Raw genomic sequence first — 14,795 nt, 5'->3', positions numbered from 1 at the left:
CTAAAGAGGCCAGCCAATCGGCTAAGAGAGATTAAAAAATCAACAGCGACAGGGACTTAGGACTGTTTCTGCGAAATTTTCAGGAATCACGGCCGACCCTCCACTAGGCGTCCGGGCTCCTAGGAAAATTCCGAGCCGGGCTAAGATCGCCGGCCGCGGCAAACCAGCCATCTCCGAGCCGGCCTTTCAGCAAAAGCCGATGTCCCGGGCGCGCCGCCTGCGCGACAGTAGGGGCATGCAGCACACCGCCTCACCCACCCGGGTTTTTCTGGCCGACGACTCCGCGCTGAGCCGCAGCCGGGTGGCCGCGATGCTGCTCAACCAGGGCATGGAAATCGCAGGGCAGGCCGATACGCCGGAGTCGGCGGTCCCGGGCATCCTGGCGACGCAACCCGACGCCGTGGTGCTCGACGTGCAGTTCGAAAAGGGCACAGGCATGCAGGTGTTGCAGGCCGTCCGTAAGGCCGCGCCGCACATCCCTTTCATCATCCTCAGCAATCACGCCGAGCCGGCCTACCGCGCGCGCTACCTGGCCGCGGGCGCCGCCTGCTTTCTCGACAAACACGCCGAGTTCTACCGGCTCGGCAACGCCGTGGCCGGGCTTGCGCAGCCCCGGTCTGTAGTCCAACCCGTTTCTCACGTTTGATTCCAAAGGAGCCGTCATGACCCCAGCCTGTTCATCCGCCGCCCATTCACCCGCCGCCGCCATCCCGCCGCTGACGACACGCTGCTCGGACTGCAACCTGCGCGATATCTGCCTGCCCTGCGGCATGACGCCCGCCGACGTGAACGGGCTGGACGGGCTCGGTTTCAACCGCAGCAAGGTCAAGGCGGGCCAGGCGCTCTACCACGAGGGCCAGCCCTTTCGCAACATCTACGCGGTACGCATGGGCACCTTCAAATCCAGCCTGACGCTGGCCGACGGGCGCGAGCAGGTCAGCGGCTTCCAGATGGCCGGTGAGCTGATGGGCCTGGACGGCATCGCCAACGGCGCCTATGCCAGCAACTCGACGGCGCTCGAAGACACCGAGGTCTGCGCCATTCCCTACGACCAGATCAGCGGCCTGGCTGCGAGCAGCGCCGACCTGCAGCAGGCCGTGAGCCGCCTGATGAGCCGGGAGATTGTCAGGGAACACAGCCTGATGATGTTGCTGGGCAGCATGAATGCCGAGGAGCGCCTGGCCGCCTTCCTGCTCAACCTATCGCAGCGGCTCAAGCTGCGCGGCTATTCGGCCGGCGAGTTCCACCTGCGCATGTCGCGCGCCGAGATCGGCAGCTACCTGGGCATGAAGCTGGAAACCGTGAGCCGCACGTTTTCCGCGTTCCAGCAACAGGGCATCCTCGAAGTCGACAAACGCCATATCCGCATCGTCGACCACGCGGCGCTCAAGCGCGTCTTCGATACCCGGGTTCACTGAGACGCGGGCAAGGCGCCGGCCATTTCTTCTGAAGTCGGCCTGCCGGAAAAATCCGTCCACTGCCGCCGCTCGAAGTCATAGAGCTTGCAGCGGCGCGCCGTGTCGAAATACCAGCGCCAGGAAAAAGGCTGCACCACGATGTGGCCGGGCAGCCTGGCTTCCAGCATGGCCTGGGCCTGCTTGAGGCGGTACAGCGGCACGCCCATGTCCACGTGATGGGCGGTGTGCTCCATGATGTGGTGCAGCGCCGCGCCGAAAAACGTGTTGAAGCTCAGGTGCACGGTGGTGGAGACAAAGGGGTTGGCGTCGGACCAGTTTTTCTTGTTGTCGTACCAGGCGATGCTGGTGTGCGTGTGGTGCACATAGACCACAAAACCCATGAGCGCGTTCCACACCAGCAGCGGCAGGAAAAATCCGACGGCCAGAAGCCAGGCCGCCGATTGGCCGGTCGCCGATGCCATGGCAAGAAGGCCGGCAATCCAGGCCGCGGCGGCCGCGCTGACCAGCAGGCTATCGGCCACAAAGATGCCGCGCCGCGTGGGCATCACGGCTTTGGACGGGAAATACAGCCGCTTCCACCAGATTTCCAGAAGGTAATACAGCCAGGGTGCCCAGCCGCTGCGGTAGGCGCGCTCCAGCCATTGCCGCCAGGCGGGCATGCACTGGTAGGCCTGCAGGGTCGAAGGCTGCCAGACGAAATCAAAGCCGCTGAGGTTGGTGTAGCCGTGGTGCACGATGTTGTGCCCGACATCCCACAGGCTGTAGGGCGTGAGGGAGGGCAGGAACAGCACGCGGCCCAGCCAGCGGTTGAGCCTGCGGTGCGGTGTGAAGCTCTGGTGGCAGGCATCGTGGCCCAGGATGAACAGCCTGGCGATCATGAAGCCGGCCAGCAGGGACATGAGTATTTGCACGGCGGGATGGCGCGCGAGCACCGCCCCGGCCATGCAGGCGGCGAACAGGACGAAATCCATCAGGGTCAGCGCCAGGGCGATGCCGGTGTTTTTGGCCGAGATGGGGAGAAGCCAGGAGCGCAGAACTTTTCGGTGGGGAAGGGGAGTGGCGGGGGAGGCTTGGATTGCTTGGATTGCTTGGATTGCTTGGGAGTTGGGCATAAGGAGTGAAGGGTTAGCGGCCGGGGCCCTTGGACCCAGGGCGACAGCGAAGCCGCCAGCTTACGGCGCGCCCCTTCCCGTGATTTGACGCAGGTCAAGCACAAGGCAAACGCGCCCACCCCTGCGCCCCCGTTGATCCATGTCAACGCGGCCGGGGCGGCGCGGCGGCACAGTGGAGGCCTCACACTCCCCCAAGCATTCCATGCCCGCAGTTCTACCCCAGGCCCTCAAGCGCTTCGACATCTCCGGGCCGCGCTATACCTCTTTCCCCACGGCGGACCGCTTTGTCGAGGCCTTTAGCGCCGGCGACCACGGCCGCGCGCTGGACGACAGGCGATCCCGGGCCGAAGCCTCGGCCGCGCCGCTGTCACTGTATGTGCACATCCCGTTTTGCGAGTCGCTGTGCTACTACTGCGCCTGCAACAAGATCATCACCAAACAGCACAGCCGCGCCGCGGCCTACCTGGGCTACCTGGAGCGCGAAGTGGCCCTGTACACGGCGCGCCTGGGCCGGGGCCAGCCCGTCAGCCAGCTGCACCTGGGCGGGGGCACACCGACTTTTTTGTCTGACGCGGAACTCGCACAGCTCATGGACATGCTCAGGCGCAATTTCGACATCGTCGCCGGCGCGGAGATGTCCATCGAGGTGGATCCGCGCACCGTGGACCAGCAGCGCCTGGCCGCGCTGGCCGCCCTGGGCTTCAACCGCCTGAGCTTCGGCGTGCAGGATTTTGACACCGATGTGCAGAAGGCCGTGCACCGCGTCCAGCCGGCGGAGCAGGTGTTCGCGCTGGTCGCCGAGGCGCGCGCGCTCGGCTTTGAATCCATCAATGTGGACCTGATCTACGGCCTGCCGCGCCAGACGCAAACCTCCTTCGCGCGCACGATACGCCAGATCGAGGAGCTCAGGCCGGACCGCATCGCCCTCTACGCCTACGCCCATTTGCCGGAACGCTTCAAGCCGCAACGGCACATCCCGCTGGCGCTGCTGCCGGCGGCCGAGGACAAGGCCGCCATGCTGGCCGAGGCCATGGCGCGCTTCCAGGGCGCGGGCTACCGCTACATCGGCATGGACCATTTCGCCCTCGAGAACGATGCGCTGGCCGTGGCCAGCCGCGAGGGCCGGCTGCACCGCAACTTCCAGGGCTACAGCACCCAGCCCGACCGCGACCTGGTCGGCCTGGGGGTGTCGGCCATAGGCGCGGTCGGCGCCACTTACAGCCAGAACGCCAAGACGCTGGAAGAGTATTGCGACCTGCTGGACCAGGGGAGGTTTCCGGTCACGCGCGGCCTGGCGCTGAGCCGGGACGACCTGGCGCGCCGCGCGGTGATCATGGCCATCATGTGCCAGGGCCAGGTGTGGTTCGAATCGATAGAACTCGCCTGGATGCTGGACTTCAAGGCTTACTTCGCGGCGGAACTGGAGCGCCTTCGCGAACTGGAAAGCGCCGGCCTGGTGGTGCTGTCCGACGCCGGCATAGCGGTGACGCCCGAAGGCCGGTTTGTGCTGCGCGCGGTCGCCATGGTGTTTGACCGCTACCTGCAGTCCGACCTCAACCGCAGCCGCTTCTCGCGCATCATTTAGGCGGCTTGAGGTCCGCGTCACCATGTCCTACGCACTGACCACGACAGCCTTGCTGATGGGCCTGGCCGGCGGCCCGCATTGCGCCGTGATGTGCGGCGCGGCCTGCGGCGGCCTGAGGCGCATGGGCGCGCAGCGGCGGCCGCAGTCGCCGCTGGCCTTCCAGGCCGGGCGGCTGGCCGGCTATTCCACCGCCGGCGCGGCGGCAGCGGCGGCGGTGCAAAGTTTTGCCTGGATGACGGAACAGGCCGCCGTGGTCAAGCCGCTCTGGGTGCTGTTCCATCTGGCCGTTCTGGGCTGGGGACTGATGCTGGTAGTCAACGCCAGCCAGCCGGCCTGGGCGGACCGGGCAGGGCGCTCGGCCTGGTCACGGGTGGGAGCCGTGGCCGCTTCGCGCGGCGGCATGTTTTCGGTGGGCGCGCTGTGGGCTTTCATGCCCTGCAGCCTGCTGTATTCGGCGCTGCTGGTGGCCTCGCTGAGCGGCGGGCCGCTGCAAGGCGCGCTGGCCATGGCGGCTTTTGCCGTGGGCAGCGGCATCTCCCTGCTGCTGGCGCCGCGGCTGCTGGCCGGCTTGCGGCGTGCCGGCAACGGCCTGGGCGGGCAACTGGGCGTGCGCCTGGCCGGTGGCGTGCTGGTGCTGGCGGCCGTGTTCGGCCTGTGGGGTGACATGACGCATCGCATCGCGCAGTGGTGCGGGCTGGCGTGAGGGATACCAGGCTCGTCCTCAATGTAAAAAATGCGACGAGGGAGGGCCGGCATGGGTCTGCACAGGGCCTGGGACGGCGGGAGGGTCTGCGGGAATCTGCAGAATACGCCGGATGGTACTTAACAGCTCAATGTTGGAGGTCCGGACCTTGAACAGGACAGCCTCGGCCTGTTTGCTTACCGTCAGGTCCGCGGCGCTGGGCGAAAACACGATCACCGGCGGCCGCGGATCGAGCGCATCAATGTCCTCCACCAGGTCCCAGCTTGACTCCTTGCCCAGCCCGAGGTCCAGCAGCACCAGGTCAAAGCGCTGCTCTTGCAGCAGGGCACGGGCTTCGTCCAGCGTGGCGGCAAATTTGAAGATGGCAAAATCCCGGGCGACCTCGGCAACGATGCGCTGGATATCGAGATCGTCTTCCACATGCAGTATGCGCGGCTTGCCGGACGGCATGCCGGCGACGGCCCGTCGTACGCTCTGGATCAGCTGGTCTTCATCAATCGGCTTTTGCAGCCAATCCGAGACCGTGAGCGGTTTGTGGTTGAACTGCAGTTGTCCTTCCTCAGCCAGGGCCGAGATCACCACGACCGGCAGCTTGCGTGTGCTTTCGTTGTCGCGCAGCGCACTGATGAAGGCCATGCCGTTCTGGCCCGGCAGCTTCAGGTCCACGGTCACGGCGTCGTAGCTGTGCTGCGCAAGACAGGCCAAAGCCTGTTCCGCGCTATATGCCATCTCAGTCTCAAATCCCGCCTTGGCCAGCATCATGCCGATGAGCCTTGCCACGTCGGGGTCATCCTCGCAAATCAGGATGCGCGGCTGGAAGGCGTCACCCTTGGCCCGGAACGGCTGCAGCAGCGGCACCGTGTTCTGCCATTCGGGCAACTCGAAGAAGAAGGTGGTGCCCGTGCCCACCGCGCTGCTAAAGCCTATGCTGCCGCCCATCTTCTCGATGAGCGCCTTGGAAATGTTGAGTCCGAGACCGGTCCCGCCTTTTTGCCGGGTGTCGGAAGAATCCGCTTGCGAAAATTTCTGGAAAATGCGGCCACGAAACTCCTCCGGAATACCGGGGCCGCGGTCCACCACTTCGACCCGCACACTCTGGGCCAAGCGCGATATGCGCACCTCCACCACCCCTCCCGGCGGCGTAAATTTCACCGCATTGGACAGCAGGTTGGTCAGTACCTGGATCATGCGGTCCCCATCAATGCGCACCTGCAGCTGCGCATCGGGTGCCTGCAGCCGCAAGGTCACGCTGTATTGGCCCGCGAAACCCTCGTTGGCGGCCAGCACCTGTTGGACCAGCGGCTTGATGTCGATGACCTGCAGGTCCAGGCGCATCTTGCCGGACTCGATCTTCTCGCTGTCCAGCATGTCGTTGATCAACCGGATCAGGCGCTCACAGTTGCTCTTGGCGATGCCCACCAGGTTCTTCACGGCCTCAGGCAACTCACCGCCCACGCCGCCGAAGATCAGCCCGAGCGAGCCGCGGATGGAGGTGAGCGGGGTCCTCAATTCGTGCGAGACCGTCGAAATGAATTCGTTCTTCATGTTTTCGACCTTCTTGCGTTCTATCAGGTCGTAGGCAACGCAAAGAAACCCAGTCAGCGCGAGGCGCTCATCCCTCAGCGCGGTGACCGATACCATGACGGGCAAACGGCTGCCGTCCTTACGGATATAAGTCCATTCCCGCTCGTCCGCCGAGCCGCCGCGCGCCCTGGCAACGAGCGTTTCGAAACCGGCCTGGACCGGCTGTCGCAGTTCGATGCTTAGCTGCTGTGCGCGCTCTGCCATTTCGGTTTTGTCATGCAACAAGTCAGGTGTATGCCGGGCGAAGACCTCGTCGGCCGAATAACCCAGCATGCGGTGCGCGCCGTTGTTGAACAGACGGATCATGCCGTTGGTATCCGTCGAGATGATGGAGAAATTGGCGCTATCCAGGATTGCCTGTTGCAGTTCCGTGCTTTCCGACAGCTGGTGATTCAGCGTGCGTTCGACCTCCCGGGAGCGTTTGCGCACCACCAACCAGAACAGCAGCGCCAAGCCGAATGCGGTGGAGGTGGAGGCCGCAACAATGAATCGCGCCTGCTCCGACTGCGCATTGCTGCTCGCGACCAACTCTTGCATATTCGCGACCTGCTCGTCGGACAGCTGTTGTACCGCGGCCTGGAAGCCGTTCTGTGCATACATCAGTTCCTGCTCAATGATGCGGCTGACTTCGCGCTCGTCACCGGCCATTTTTGCCCGGAATGCGTCGCTGCGGATCTTCTGGTATTGCAAGCGCCGTTCGGTCGCCGCGAAAAAGGTTTCCGCAATCGGACCCTCGTGCAAGGTTGCATCCAGTTTGCGCAGGATACCGTTGACTTTTTTGACCGTTTCGTCGATCTCGACGCGGACTTCCTTTTCAAGTACCGGGTCATTGATTTTGAGCAGAAGCAGCGTCCGCAAGGTATTGGCCCGCGTCAAGCGATGCCATTCCTTGATCTGCCGCTCCACCGTCAGTCCCGCGTCAACGACCTCATCGTTGACGCGCTCCAGCTTCATGATCCACCACACTCCGATGATGGCGATCAACGCGGTAAATCCCAGCATGGAGCCCAGGCCGACAAGGAGCTTTCCTTTGATGCCGCCGAATTGCCAATGTTTCATCGCAGTTTCTTTATTTCGCATGCAATTTCGCCACGTTCGCCATAGAGGAATTTCACGCAATGCGTGCCACATCGTTGACGTTACCTGCATCGGCGATCGGCAAATTTTCCAGGCGATTGCGCACCTGCTGCAGATAGTCCAGCCGGAAGCGTCGCAAAATGAAATCCCGATAATCGTTGTGCTCCAGATCGCGCCAGGCGCATCGTTTCGCCACCTCGGAACATTCGCGGGAGCGCGCCATCATGCCGTCGCTGATCACTGCCTGTGCATCGGTCATCCGTTCATAGCCATAAAGCGCCATGTAGTCGCGCGCCAAGGTTTCGATCACTTCGATTTCTTTCATCGAAAGTTGCGTTTTGAACTTGTCCGTGTTGGCGGCTATCGGCGCGAAGCAATTCGAAGCCCAGAGCGCCGACATGTGGGAGAGCTGCTGCGCCTCGTGCGAACGCGTTACATCCAGCATTTGCGGCAGGTACTCGATGTCGAGAAAGCGGCAGACCTTGCGCAGCGTGCTCTCCTGATCGGCAAGAAAATCTTCATAGCGGACGGTAAGCACCCGTTCCGGATAACGCTCCGCCAGTGACAGCGCCACACGATACGCATCAACCCAGGCCTTCGCGTTCAGGGTGGTATCGAAATCGTGGATGATGGCGCGGGTCATTGAGGCTACCTGCGCGCGCGGATCCCGCACGACATTCAGGAACAGCAGCTGCGGAAACAGGCCCATCAGCTCGTCCGCATAATGCACGCTGTCGAGCGATTTATCCATGACGATTCCTGCGCCATGCTGCTCCCCGGCGCTTAGCAGCAATTCCCAGACGATGCGGTGCACGCTGCGCCGTTCGTGGCGTATCGCCTCGAATATCTGCCTCGGATCAAATACCACGTTTGACCACTTTACCGGGCTTGCGGCCTGCAAGCCCACCACATCCACCACCATGCGGAAGTAAGCCTGGTCATCGGAAAGATCGCCATAGAGCGGCGCCAATGGCATGAAATCCACGATATGCAGCGGATAGGGCGAGTAAAAATGTGGATTGAAGTTCAGGCGCAAGCGCAACGCATGGCTGCCGCAGCGCCGCAGCGGAATCATCAGTACCGGCCGTGGGCGAGAGTGCACAACGGCGTCGACGTCCTTTGCTCCTGCAACCTCCATATGCCTGCTCCCGTTATTGTTTATATTGAATATGCTGAAATATTCAACACAAAAAGGCCAAAGAAATTTCCGGTCAATCGGTCATGAGGACCGGGTCATGAAGACCACTCTGTTGTTGCCGGCTCACGTGAAGCAGCGCTCCGAAACAAGGTCGAGCAAGGTCTGGGTCGAATCTTTCAAGGGCAATGCGTCGGTGTCGAGCACCAAATCCGGTATTAGCGGTGTTTCGTAGGGAGACGAGATGCCGGTAAATTCCGCAAGCTGTCCGGCGCGTGCCCGTACATACAGTCCTTTCGGGTCGCGCTGTTCGCAGACGGTTGCCAGCGTGCTGACATGGACTTCAATGAATCGCGCATCGCCGATGATGGCTTGAGCCATTTTCCGGTCGTCCCGGAACGGCGAAATCAAGGCGGTGATCACGATCAATCCGGCTTCATTCATCATGTGCGCGACTTCGGCCGTGCGTCGAATGTTCTCACTGCGGTCCGGCGCGGAAAATCCCAAGTCTTTGCTCAGTCCATGCCGGAGGTTGTCGCCGTCCAGAACGAAGCAAGGATGGGCAAGATCCAGCAGCATTTTTTCCAATGCGTATGCGAGCGTGGACTTTCCCGCACCGCTCAATCCGGTCAACCAGATCGTGGCCGGCGCGTGCCCGAGCAAAGCTTGCCTGCATTGCTCGGTGACTGTGCCGGAATGGTAGAAAATATTTGTGCCAGGCAGGCTGCAGCCCTGTTCTGAAGGCTGTACGGCTACTGCAGCAACGTCAGTCGCGGAGTCCTTCGTATGCATAGACGTTCCCATGCTGGGAGTTCCTCGTTTGAATGCGCTCATCCAATCTGGATGTTGCGCAAGCGCAATATCGGCATGTCAATATCGGACAGCAACGCGAAAAATCACAAACGCAAAACAAAAGATACTCTGCGATAGTGATTAGTCAATACTACGTTCGTCTATGTGGAAGCTTGAATTGCGCTGAAGGCCGCACAACCTGGGTGTCAAAGCTCGCAGGCGCTTCGTGCGCACCACCAACAGCGACGATGACTCGCGCGATACGCGAGCGACATACATACCGGCGAGCACTGCGGAAGCCCGGACTTCGCGGCTCAATGAGTGCACCGGCCAATCCGCACCACAAGGCACGGGAGCTTCATGAAGACAGTACTACCTTCGTCTACGTGAAAGTTATTCGGCAATATTACCTTCGCGTTTTCGGCCTGGTATCCCCTTAAACCGGACCGCTCATCATCGGAGACTGATCGCAGGCGAGGCCTTCAACCCCTGCGGAGCCGTCGTAATCACGGAAATCCAGCCGGCCAATAAGCCGGTTCCCCTGCCGGCCCTCTGCCGGGGTTGACAGATCAATAACCATCGGGTTATGCTTTAGACATGCCAACAGCAACCATCGCGGACGAAGTTTTCAAGGCGCTTGCCGATCCGACACGGCGGGCGATTTTTGAACGCCTGGCCCGTGATGGGGCGCAGACCGTGCGCGCCTTGACGGACCGCGCGGGTGTGTCGCAGCCAGCCGTGTCCAAGCACTTGCGCGTCCTGAAACAGGCGCGGCTGGTGAACGACAGGCGTGACGGGCGCGAGACGCACTACAGCGCCGAACCGCTGGCGCTCGGGCCGCTGCGCGACTGGATGAGCGTCTACGGTGCGTTCTGGCATGACCGTTTTGATGACCTTGAATCATTATTGAAAAGGATGGACCAATGAGCGCAACCCAAACCCCAATCCAAAGCCGGGCTTCCACTGAAACCCGCTCCGTCGTTGTCGAGCGCGAGATCGCCTACCCGCCGCAAAAAATCTGGCGCGCGCTCACGCAGCCGCAGCTGATCGCCGAGTGGCTTATGAAAAACGACTTCCAGCCCGTCGTCGGCCACGGCTTCAAGCTCAGCGCCGACTGGGGCGCCGTCGACTGCGAGGTGCAAACTGTGGAGCCCGAAAAAACGCTGTCCTACACCTGGGCGGCCTATGGCCTCGAGAGCGTGGTCACCTGGACGCTGACCCCCACAGGCACCGGCACCCGTTTGCGCATGGAGCAGGCGGGTTTCCGGACCGACCAGGAACAGGCCTTCCAGGGCGCAAAACACGGCTGGCAGCAGTTCTTTGCCAACCTGGAGCAGGTCCTGGCACGCCCAGTGTGAGCTTTCACGCGAAGCCCTGACATGAACGCCATGGCCAGAAAGACAGCCGGTGCGCCGGCGAAGTCCGCGAAGCCCGTCCTGCTCTCAGGCGGCAACCCTCGGATCGCGAAAGGCGAGGGCGACGCTCCCGTGCAGGCCTATATCGCGGCCATGCCGGGATGGAAAAGCGATGTAGGGCGACGGCTCGACGCGCTCATCACGCGCACCATCCCCGGCGTGCGCAAGGCCGTCAAGTGGAACTCGCCGTTCTACGGCCTTGAAGGCCAGGGCTGGTTCCTGAGCTTTCATTGCTTCACGCACTACGTCAAGGTGGCTTTCTTTCGCGGCCTGTCGCTGCGTCCCGTGCCGCCTGTCGAATCCAAGAGCCAGGACACACGCTACCTCCACATCCAGGAAGGCGGGCAGTTCGACGAGGCCCAACTGGCCGCCTGGATCCAACAGGCCAGCGAATTGCCCGGCGAAAAAATGTGAACGGCACAACCCTGAAGAAAGCGACATCACCATGAAAAAAGCGATGGCGAGCGACACGGCGCAAGACAAGGAAGGCGGTTCCGCCTCCGCGCAGATTGACGCGAAGATCAAGGCACTCGACGACTGGCGCGGCGAGACGCTGGCGCGTATCCGCAAGATCATCCAGCAGGCTGTGCCCGAGGTGGTCGAGGAGCTCAAGTGGCGCGGCGTTCCGGTGTGGTCACACGGCGGCATCATCTGCACCGGCGAGACTTACAAGAGCGCCGTGAAAATGACCTTTGCCAAGGGCGCCAAGCTCGAGGATCCTGCAGGCCTGTTCAATTCCAGCCTCGAAGGCAACACCCGCCGCGCCATCGATCTCCATGAGGGCGACAAGATCGATGAAAAGGCCTTGAAGGCACTCATACGCGCCGCCGCGGCGCTGAACAAGGCATAGCGCATAGCGCCAACCGCCTCCTCTAATTGGAGGATGCGGTGTAGGCCAAAAGGTAGCAAAGTCACGTTACGGGATGCATCCGGGTCAGAAGCAGGCCCGGTACCCCTCAATGTCCCCCCGAAGGGAGAAACATGACGGCTTCGCGAGTTCCCCCAACAGCCGACGCGGGCAAGCGCATCAGCCTGCTGGATCCGCTTGCCGTGCGCGACTGGTGCGCCGAGCTGCAATGCACGGAGCTTGAACTGCGGGCGGCTGTCTATGCCGTGGGCAGCGAGCCCGAAGAGGTCCGCCGCTACTTTGGTCGCGGCCGGAAAACGCCGGCGGTGATCGAGGACTGAGAGCCTTCAGTCCGTCAGTACCGGGAGTCGTCCCGGGCGTCCGGCGACCACTCGGGGATGCCGGCCTCAAGCCGGCGCAGCGCGAGGCGGTGCTCCACGTCCTCGCACCATTGCTGGAATTCCTCGGGCGAAGGCGCAGACCCTGCTCCCTTCTGGAAGGCAGCCATCTTTTGCATAAACACCTGGTAGCGCCGTGTGCGTTCGAGCTCTTCATGCTGCTCAACTCTCACAGCGGCGCGCAGCGTTTCCATGACTCTGGAATCAGCCATACGCCCCTCCTGGGCAGTCAAGAAACAGTTAAAAGAAAATACCGATGGAATGAGGATTTTCTAGAGAAGGTCAATAGGGTTGCAACCGGAAAATTGTGAGAATTTTTTTCTTTCTATGGGGAAGCGCTCCTCCATTTGGAGGGTTTTTTTGTAGGTTCCGGCTGAGCCGGTAAAACGTTTTTCGCCGACAAAACGAACTACTTTAGTTTGCGAATGATGCGGCATGAATACTTTATTCCAACCCCCTGTCATCGAGGTCCCCGCGCCCGAAGAGCAGCAGGAAGTGTCCAGCACCGCTGAACTGCTTCTGGCCCTGGCGTTGGGTGTGTGTGCTCTCGCGGCGGTACGCCTGGCGGGACTCGCGGCATTTGCCATCGCTCAGCTGCTGGGGCAGCTGTGGGGCCGGGGTTAGGCGGCGAAAACGCGCAAAAGCTGGCTGGCCACCCTCGTTGGTGACTGGCCATCTCGCTTTTTTTTGAATGCGGTTTTTTCCTACATGCCGCGATCCGGGTGCTCGCTATATTGGGCTGGCGATTTGATCCGATCGCACTCTCATTTGGAATGAGAAATTTCCGGCCCGGACCATCCGGGCTTTTTTTTGGGCGTCAGGCCGGAGCAGCCATGCAGGTTCACGGAAGTTGCCATTGCGGGGACATTCGCTACGAAGCCGAAGTGGCCCCCGAAGAGACGGCGATCTGCCATTGCACGGATTGCCAGAAGCTCACGGGTTCCGCTTACCGGGTCTCCGTGCCCGCAAGAGAGGGGTCATTCCAGCTCGTCGCGGGCGAGCCCAGAATCTATGTCAAAACCGGCGACAACGGTGCAAGGCGGGCCCAGGCCTTTTGCCCGCGATGCGGCTCGCCTCTCTATACCTACGCGGCCGATGATCCCGGGATTTACGGGCTGAGGGTGGGTTGCATCGCCGAGCGCGAAGCGCTGGTCCCGACGGTGCAGAAATGGTGCCGCTCAGCCTTGCGATGGACGGAAAACATTGCGGGCCTGGCAGGGCGGGAAGGGGATTAGGACGCCTGGGGCAGGGCGGGCTTACCCAATAGCATCACCAGCGCCCGCACCCCCGCAGCCACCTCGTCATCGCCGATCAGGCCCAGCCCGAAGGTCAGGCCGTTGTAGCGCAGCCGCCGCTGGCCGGAGCGGTCCAGCGCCTCAACCGCTATCCCCGCCTCGGTTGCCATCCTCGCCGTCTCATACGCTTCGAACTGCGGTGCGAGCATCGCGCTCACGTGCAGCCCGGCCGCCGACGGCAGCGGTATCAGGAGGCCTTCCGCATGCTGCTCGATGGCCTGTAGCAGGGTGTCGCGCCGCCCGGCATAGATGCGCTGCATGCGCCGCACATGCCGTGCGAGATGCCCTTCGCGGATAAACGCGGCCAATACCAGCTGGGTCAGCAAAGGCGGCGCGCCCTGGGTAGCGAGCAGCGCCGCAGCGAGCCGCTCGTGCGCCCAGGACGGCGCCACCACGAAGCCGACGCGCAGGGCAGGGAACATCACCTTCGAAAAAGTGCCGACATAAAACACCAGGCCCCGGTCGTCGAGCGAATGGAGGGCATCGAGCGGGCGGCCGCCGAAGCGGAATTCGCCGTCGTAGTCGTCCTCGATCACGACGGCCTGGTGTTGCCGCGCATGTTCAAGCAGTTGGGAGCGGCGGGCCAGGGACATCGCGGTACCGACCGGGAACTGGTGCGAGGGCGTGACGCAGATGACCCTGGCCTGCGGCGGCAGGCGGTCGACGCGCAAGCCTTCGTGATCGAGTGGGACGCGCTGCAGTTGCGCGCCGCGAAACGCCATGGCCGCGTGCAAGGGCGCATAGCCCGGGTCCTCGACGGCCACCACCGTGGCCTGCGGCGTGACGAGCACGTCGGCCAGCAGGGCGAAGGCATGCTGTGCGCCCGAGGTGATAAACACGTCGCCGGCGCTGCAGGCCACCGCGCGCGACAGGGACACATGGACGGCTATCGCTTCGCGCAGCAGGGGGTCGCCGGCGGGATCGGTATAGGCCCGGGGCGCACGCGCGAAGTCGTGCTGGGCGCGGGCGCAGAGGCGGCGCCAGGTGTCCCAGGGCAGCTGTGAGTGGTCCGGCAAGCCGACCCTGAAGTCGAAACGCGGCCCGGTGGACATGGCCTCGGTGGACCACGGCGTCACCTTTTGCCAGGCGTCGGGCAGGTCGGCCCAAGCCAGGGCAGGTGAGTCGGAGGGCTGCGCTGCGGGGCCGCGCGCCGGCACCACGGCCGCGACAAAGGTGCCCGCGCGCTGGCGGGACAGCAGATAACCTTCGCTCGCCAGCTGTTCGTAGGCGGCAACCACGGTGTTGCGCGACACACCGAGCCTGGCTGAGAGTTCGCGCGTGGTAGGCAGGCGCAGGCCCGCGGCCAGTCGGCCGTCGATGATCGCGGCCCGGATCTGGCGGTGCAGGGCGGCGAAGCGGTCCCGGGACCCGGCCGCCGGCATGTCGATGTTGAATTCCATGCGTATTCTGGTCCCTGTAAATTTCAGAATTATG

Annotated in this window: 17 protein-coding genes; 11 read left to right on the top strand and 6 right to left on the bottom strand. The window is 62.8% G+C overall.

The genetic code is table 11. From position 1 onward, the window contains the following. Window positions 1-235 precede the first annotated feature (235 nt). Both AC1D1F_RS09240 and AC1D1F_RS09235 read left to right on the top strand, forming a co-directional pair. A complete protein-coding gene (locus tag AC1D1F_RS09240) occupies window positions 236-646 on the top strand; it encodes a response regulator (protein ID WP_477679158.1) in 411 nt (136 codons plus the stop codon). A gap of 16 nt (window positions 647-662) precedes the next feature. Further along, a complete protein-coding gene (locus AC1D1F_RS09235) occupies window positions 663-1,418 on the top strand; it encodes a helix-turn-helix domain-containing protein (protein ID WP_477696545.1) in 756 nt (251 codons plus the stop codon). Here the strand turns inward: AC1D1F_RS09235 and AC1D1F_RS09230 are convergent. After that, window positions 1,412-2,530 carry a fatty acid desaturase gene (locus AC1D1F_RS09230; RefSeq protein ID WP_477696546.1) on the bottom strand — a complete coding sequence of 373 codons (1,119 nt, stop codon included), beginning with the start codon at window positions 2,528-2,530 and terminating at the stop codon, window positions 1,412-1,414. The two genes, AC1D1F_RS09235 and AC1D1F_RS09230, sit on opposite strands and share 7 nt — an antisense overlap. A 202-nt stretch (window positions 2,531-2,732) precedes the next feature. Between AC1D1F_RS09230 and hemN the strand changes: the two genes are divergently transcribed. After that, window positions 2,733-4,115 carry an oxygen-independent coproporphyrinogen III oxidase gene (hemN, locus tag AC1D1F_RS09225; RefSeq protein WP_477679079.1) on the top strand — a complete coding sequence of 461 codons (1,383 nt, stop codon included), beginning with the start codon at window positions 2,733-2,735 and terminating at the stop codon, window positions 4,113-4,115. Between the two features lie 22 nt (window positions 4,116-4,137). Continuing rightward, window positions 4,138-4,818 carry a sulfite exporter TauE/SafE family protein gene (locus AC1D1F_RS09220; RefSeq protein WP_477679080.1) on the top strand — a complete coding sequence of 227 codons (681 nt, stop codon included), beginning with the start codon at window positions 4,138-4,140 and terminating at the stop codon, window positions 4,816-4,818. An 18-nt stretch (window positions 4,819-4,836) separates the two neighbouring features. Here the strand turns inward: AC1D1F_RS09220 and AC1D1F_RS09215 are convergent, their stop codons facing one another. The 3 genes from AC1D1F_RS09215 to cysC form a co-directional block, all read right to left on the bottom strand. Then, window positions 4,837-7,533, bottom strand: coding sequence for a response regulator (locus AC1D1F_RS09215; RefSeq protein WP_477696547.1), 2,697 nt, complete (start codon window positions 7,531-7,533; stop codon window positions 4,837-4,839). Next, a complete protein-coding gene (locus tag AC1D1F_RS09210; RefSeq protein WP_477696548.1) occupies window positions 7,514-8,617 on the bottom strand; it encodes a sulfotransferase family protein in 1,104 nt (367 codons plus the stop codon). Before AC1D1F_RS09210 ends, AC1D1F_RS09215 begins: the two co-directional genes overlap by 20 nt. A 123-nt stretch (window positions 8,618-8,740) precedes the next feature. Beyond that, window positions 8,741-9,406 (bottom strand): adenylyl-sulfate kinase, encoded by a 666-nt coding sequence (gene cysC / locus AC1D1F_RS09205; protein WP_477696549.1) that lies wholly within the window; start codon window positions 9,404-9,406, stop codon window positions 8,741-8,743. Between the two features lie 597 nt (window positions 9,407-10,003). Between cysC and AC1D1F_RS09200 the strand changes: the two genes are divergently transcribed. The 5 genes from AC1D1F_RS09200 to AC1D1F_RS09180 all read left to right on the top strand — a co-directional run bounded on the left by AC1D1F_RS09200 (window position 10,004) and on the right by AC1D1F_RS09180 (window position 12,009). Beyond that, the gene (locus AC1D1F_RS09200; RefSeq protein WP_477679318.1) at window positions 10,004-10,333 is read left to right on the top strand and encodes an ArsR/SmtB family transcription factor; all 330 of its coding nucleotides are present in this window, start codon (window positions 10,004-10,006) and stop codon (window positions 10,331-10,333) included. Beyond that, the gene (locus AC1D1F_RS09195) at window positions 10,330-10,764 is read left to right on the top strand and encodes an SRPBCC family protein (RefSeq protein ID WP_477696550.1); all 435 of its coding nucleotides are present in this window, start codon (window positions 10,330-10,332) and stop codon (window positions 10,762-10,764) included. The genes AC1D1F_RS09200 and AC1D1F_RS09195 overlap by 4 nt, the downstream gene beginning before the upstream one ends. Window positions 10,765-10,785: 21 nt before the next feature. Then, window positions 10,786-11,235 carry a DUF1801 domain-containing protein gene (locus AC1D1F_RS09190; RefSeq protein ID WP_477696551.1) on the top strand — a complete coding sequence of 150 codons (450 nt, stop codon included), beginning with the start codon at window positions 10,786-10,788 and terminating at the stop codon, window positions 11,233-11,235. 31 nt (window positions 11,236-11,266) lie between these two features. After that, window positions 11,267-11,671 carry a DUF1801 domain-containing protein gene (locus tag AC1D1F_RS09185; RefSeq protein ID WP_477696552.1) on the top strand — a complete coding sequence of 135 codons (405 nt, stop codon included), beginning with the start codon at window positions 11,267-11,269 and terminating at the stop codon, window positions 11,669-11,671. 131 nt (window positions 11,672-11,802) lie between these two features. Beyond that, window positions 11,803-12,009, top strand: a complete 207-nt coding sequence (locus AC1D1F_RS09180) for a DUF3606 domain-containing protein (RefSeq protein ID WP_477679367.1) — start codon at window positions 11,803-11,805, stop codon at window positions 12,007-12,009. 14 nt (window positions 12,010-12,023) lie between these two features. On the opposite strand, the gene AC1D1F_RS09175 is transcribed toward AC1D1F_RS09180, so the two are convergent. Then, window positions 12,024-12,278 (bottom strand): hypothetical protein, encoded by a 255-nt coding sequence (locus AC1D1F_RS09175; protein WP_477651817.1) that lies wholly within the window; start codon window positions 12,276-12,278, stop codon window positions 12,024-12,026. A gap of 223 nt (window positions 12,279-12,501) precedes the next feature. On the opposite strand from AC1D1F_RS09175, the gene AC1D1F_RS09170 reads away from it, so the two are divergent. Then, window positions 12,502-12,690, top strand: a complete 189-nt coding sequence (locus tag AC1D1F_RS09170) for a hypothetical protein (RefSeq protein WP_477679368.1) — start codon at window positions 12,502-12,504, stop codon at window positions 12,688-12,690. Between the two features lie 209 nt (window positions 12,691-12,899). After that, a complete protein-coding gene (locus AC1D1F_RS09165) occupies window positions 12,900-13,301 on the top strand; it encodes a GFA family protein (RefSeq protein WP_477679304.1) in 402 nt (133 codons plus the stop codon). On the opposite strand, the gene pdxR is transcribed toward AC1D1F_RS09165, so the two are convergent. After that, complete coding sequence (gene pdxR / locus AC1D1F_RS09160) at window positions 13,298-14,761, bottom strand: MocR-like pyridoxine biosynthesis transcription factor PdxR (RefSeq protein WP_477696553.1); 1,464 nt, start codon at window positions 14,759-14,761, stop codon at window positions 13,298-13,300. The two genes, AC1D1F_RS09165 and pdxR, sit on opposite strands and share 4 nt — an antisense overlap. Window positions 14,762-14,795: the final 34 nt, after the last annotated feature.

The sequence above is a fragment of the Polaromonas sp. P1_H6 genome (genome assembly GCF_056405195.1).
Note: the sequence above shows the minus strand (reverse complement) of the source record. Positions and strands in the feature narration are given on the sequence as shown.

Coding starts and splice junctions, on each gene's coding strand:
- AC1D1F_RS09175 (WP_477651817.1), bottom strand. CDS start 12,278: ATGGCTGATTCCAGAGTCATGGAAACGCTGCGCGCCGCTGTGAGAGTT.
- AC1D1F_RS09190 (WP_477696551.1), top strand. CDS start 10,786: ATGAACGCCATGGCCAGAAAGACAGCCGGTGCGCCGGCGAAGTCCGCG.
- AC1D1F_RS09170 (WP_477679368.1), top strand. CDS start 12,502: ATGAATACTTTATTCCAACCCCCTGTCATCGAGGTCCCCGCGCCCGAA.
- AC1D1F_RS09185 (WP_477696552.1), top strand. CDS start 11,267: ATGAAAAAAGCGATGGCGAGCGACACGGCGCAAGACAAGGAAGGCGGT.
- AC1D1F_RS09165 (WP_477679304.1), top strand. CDS start 12,900: ATGCAGGTTCACGGAAGTTGCCATTGCGGGGACATTCGCTACGAAGCC.
- AC1D1F_RS09235 (WP_477696545.1), top strand. CDS start 663: ATGACCCCAGCCTGTTCATCCGCCGCCCATTCACCCGCCGCCGCCATC.
- AC1D1F_RS09180 (WP_477679367.1), top strand. CDS start 11,803: ATGACGGCTTCGCGAGTTCCCCCAACAGCCGACGCGGGCAAGCGCATC.
- pdxR (WP_477696553.1), bottom strand. CDS start 14,761: ATGGAATTCAACATCGACATGCCGGCGGCCGGGTCCCGGGACCGCTTC.
- cysC (WP_477696549.1), bottom strand. CDS start 9,406: ATGCATACGAAGGACTCCGCGACTGACGTTGCTGCAGTAGCCGTACAG.
- AC1D1F_RS09220 (WP_477679080.1), top strand. CDS start 4,138: ATGTCCTACGCACTGACCACGACAGCCTTGCTGATGGGCCTGGCCGGC.
- AC1D1F_RS09215 (WP_477696547.1), bottom strand. CDS start 7,533: ATGTGGCACGCATTGCGTGAAATTCCTCTATGGCGAACGTGGCGAAAT.
- hemN (WP_477679079.1), top strand. CDS start 2,733: ATGCCCGCAGTTCTACCCCAGGCCCTCAAGCGCTTCGACATCTCCGGG.
- AC1D1F_RS09210 (WP_477696548.1), bottom strand. CDS start 8,617: ATGGAGGTTGCAGGAGCAAAGGACGTCGACGCCGTTGTGCACTCTCGC.
- AC1D1F_RS09195 (WP_477696550.1), top strand. CDS start 10,330: ATGAGCGCAACCCAAACCCCAATCCAAAGCCGGGCTTCCACTGAAACC.
- AC1D1F_RS09200 (WP_477679318.1), top strand. CDS start 10,004: ATGCCAACAGCAACCATCGCGGACGAAGTTTTCAAGGCGCTTGCCGAT.
- AC1D1F_RS09240 (WP_477679158.1), top strand. CDS start 236: ATGCAGCACACCGCCTCACCCACCCGGGTTTTTCTGGCCGACGACTCC.
- AC1D1F_RS09230 (WP_477696546.1), bottom strand. CDS start 2,530: ATGCCCAACTCCCAAGCAATCCAAGCAATCCAAGCAATCCAAGCCTCC.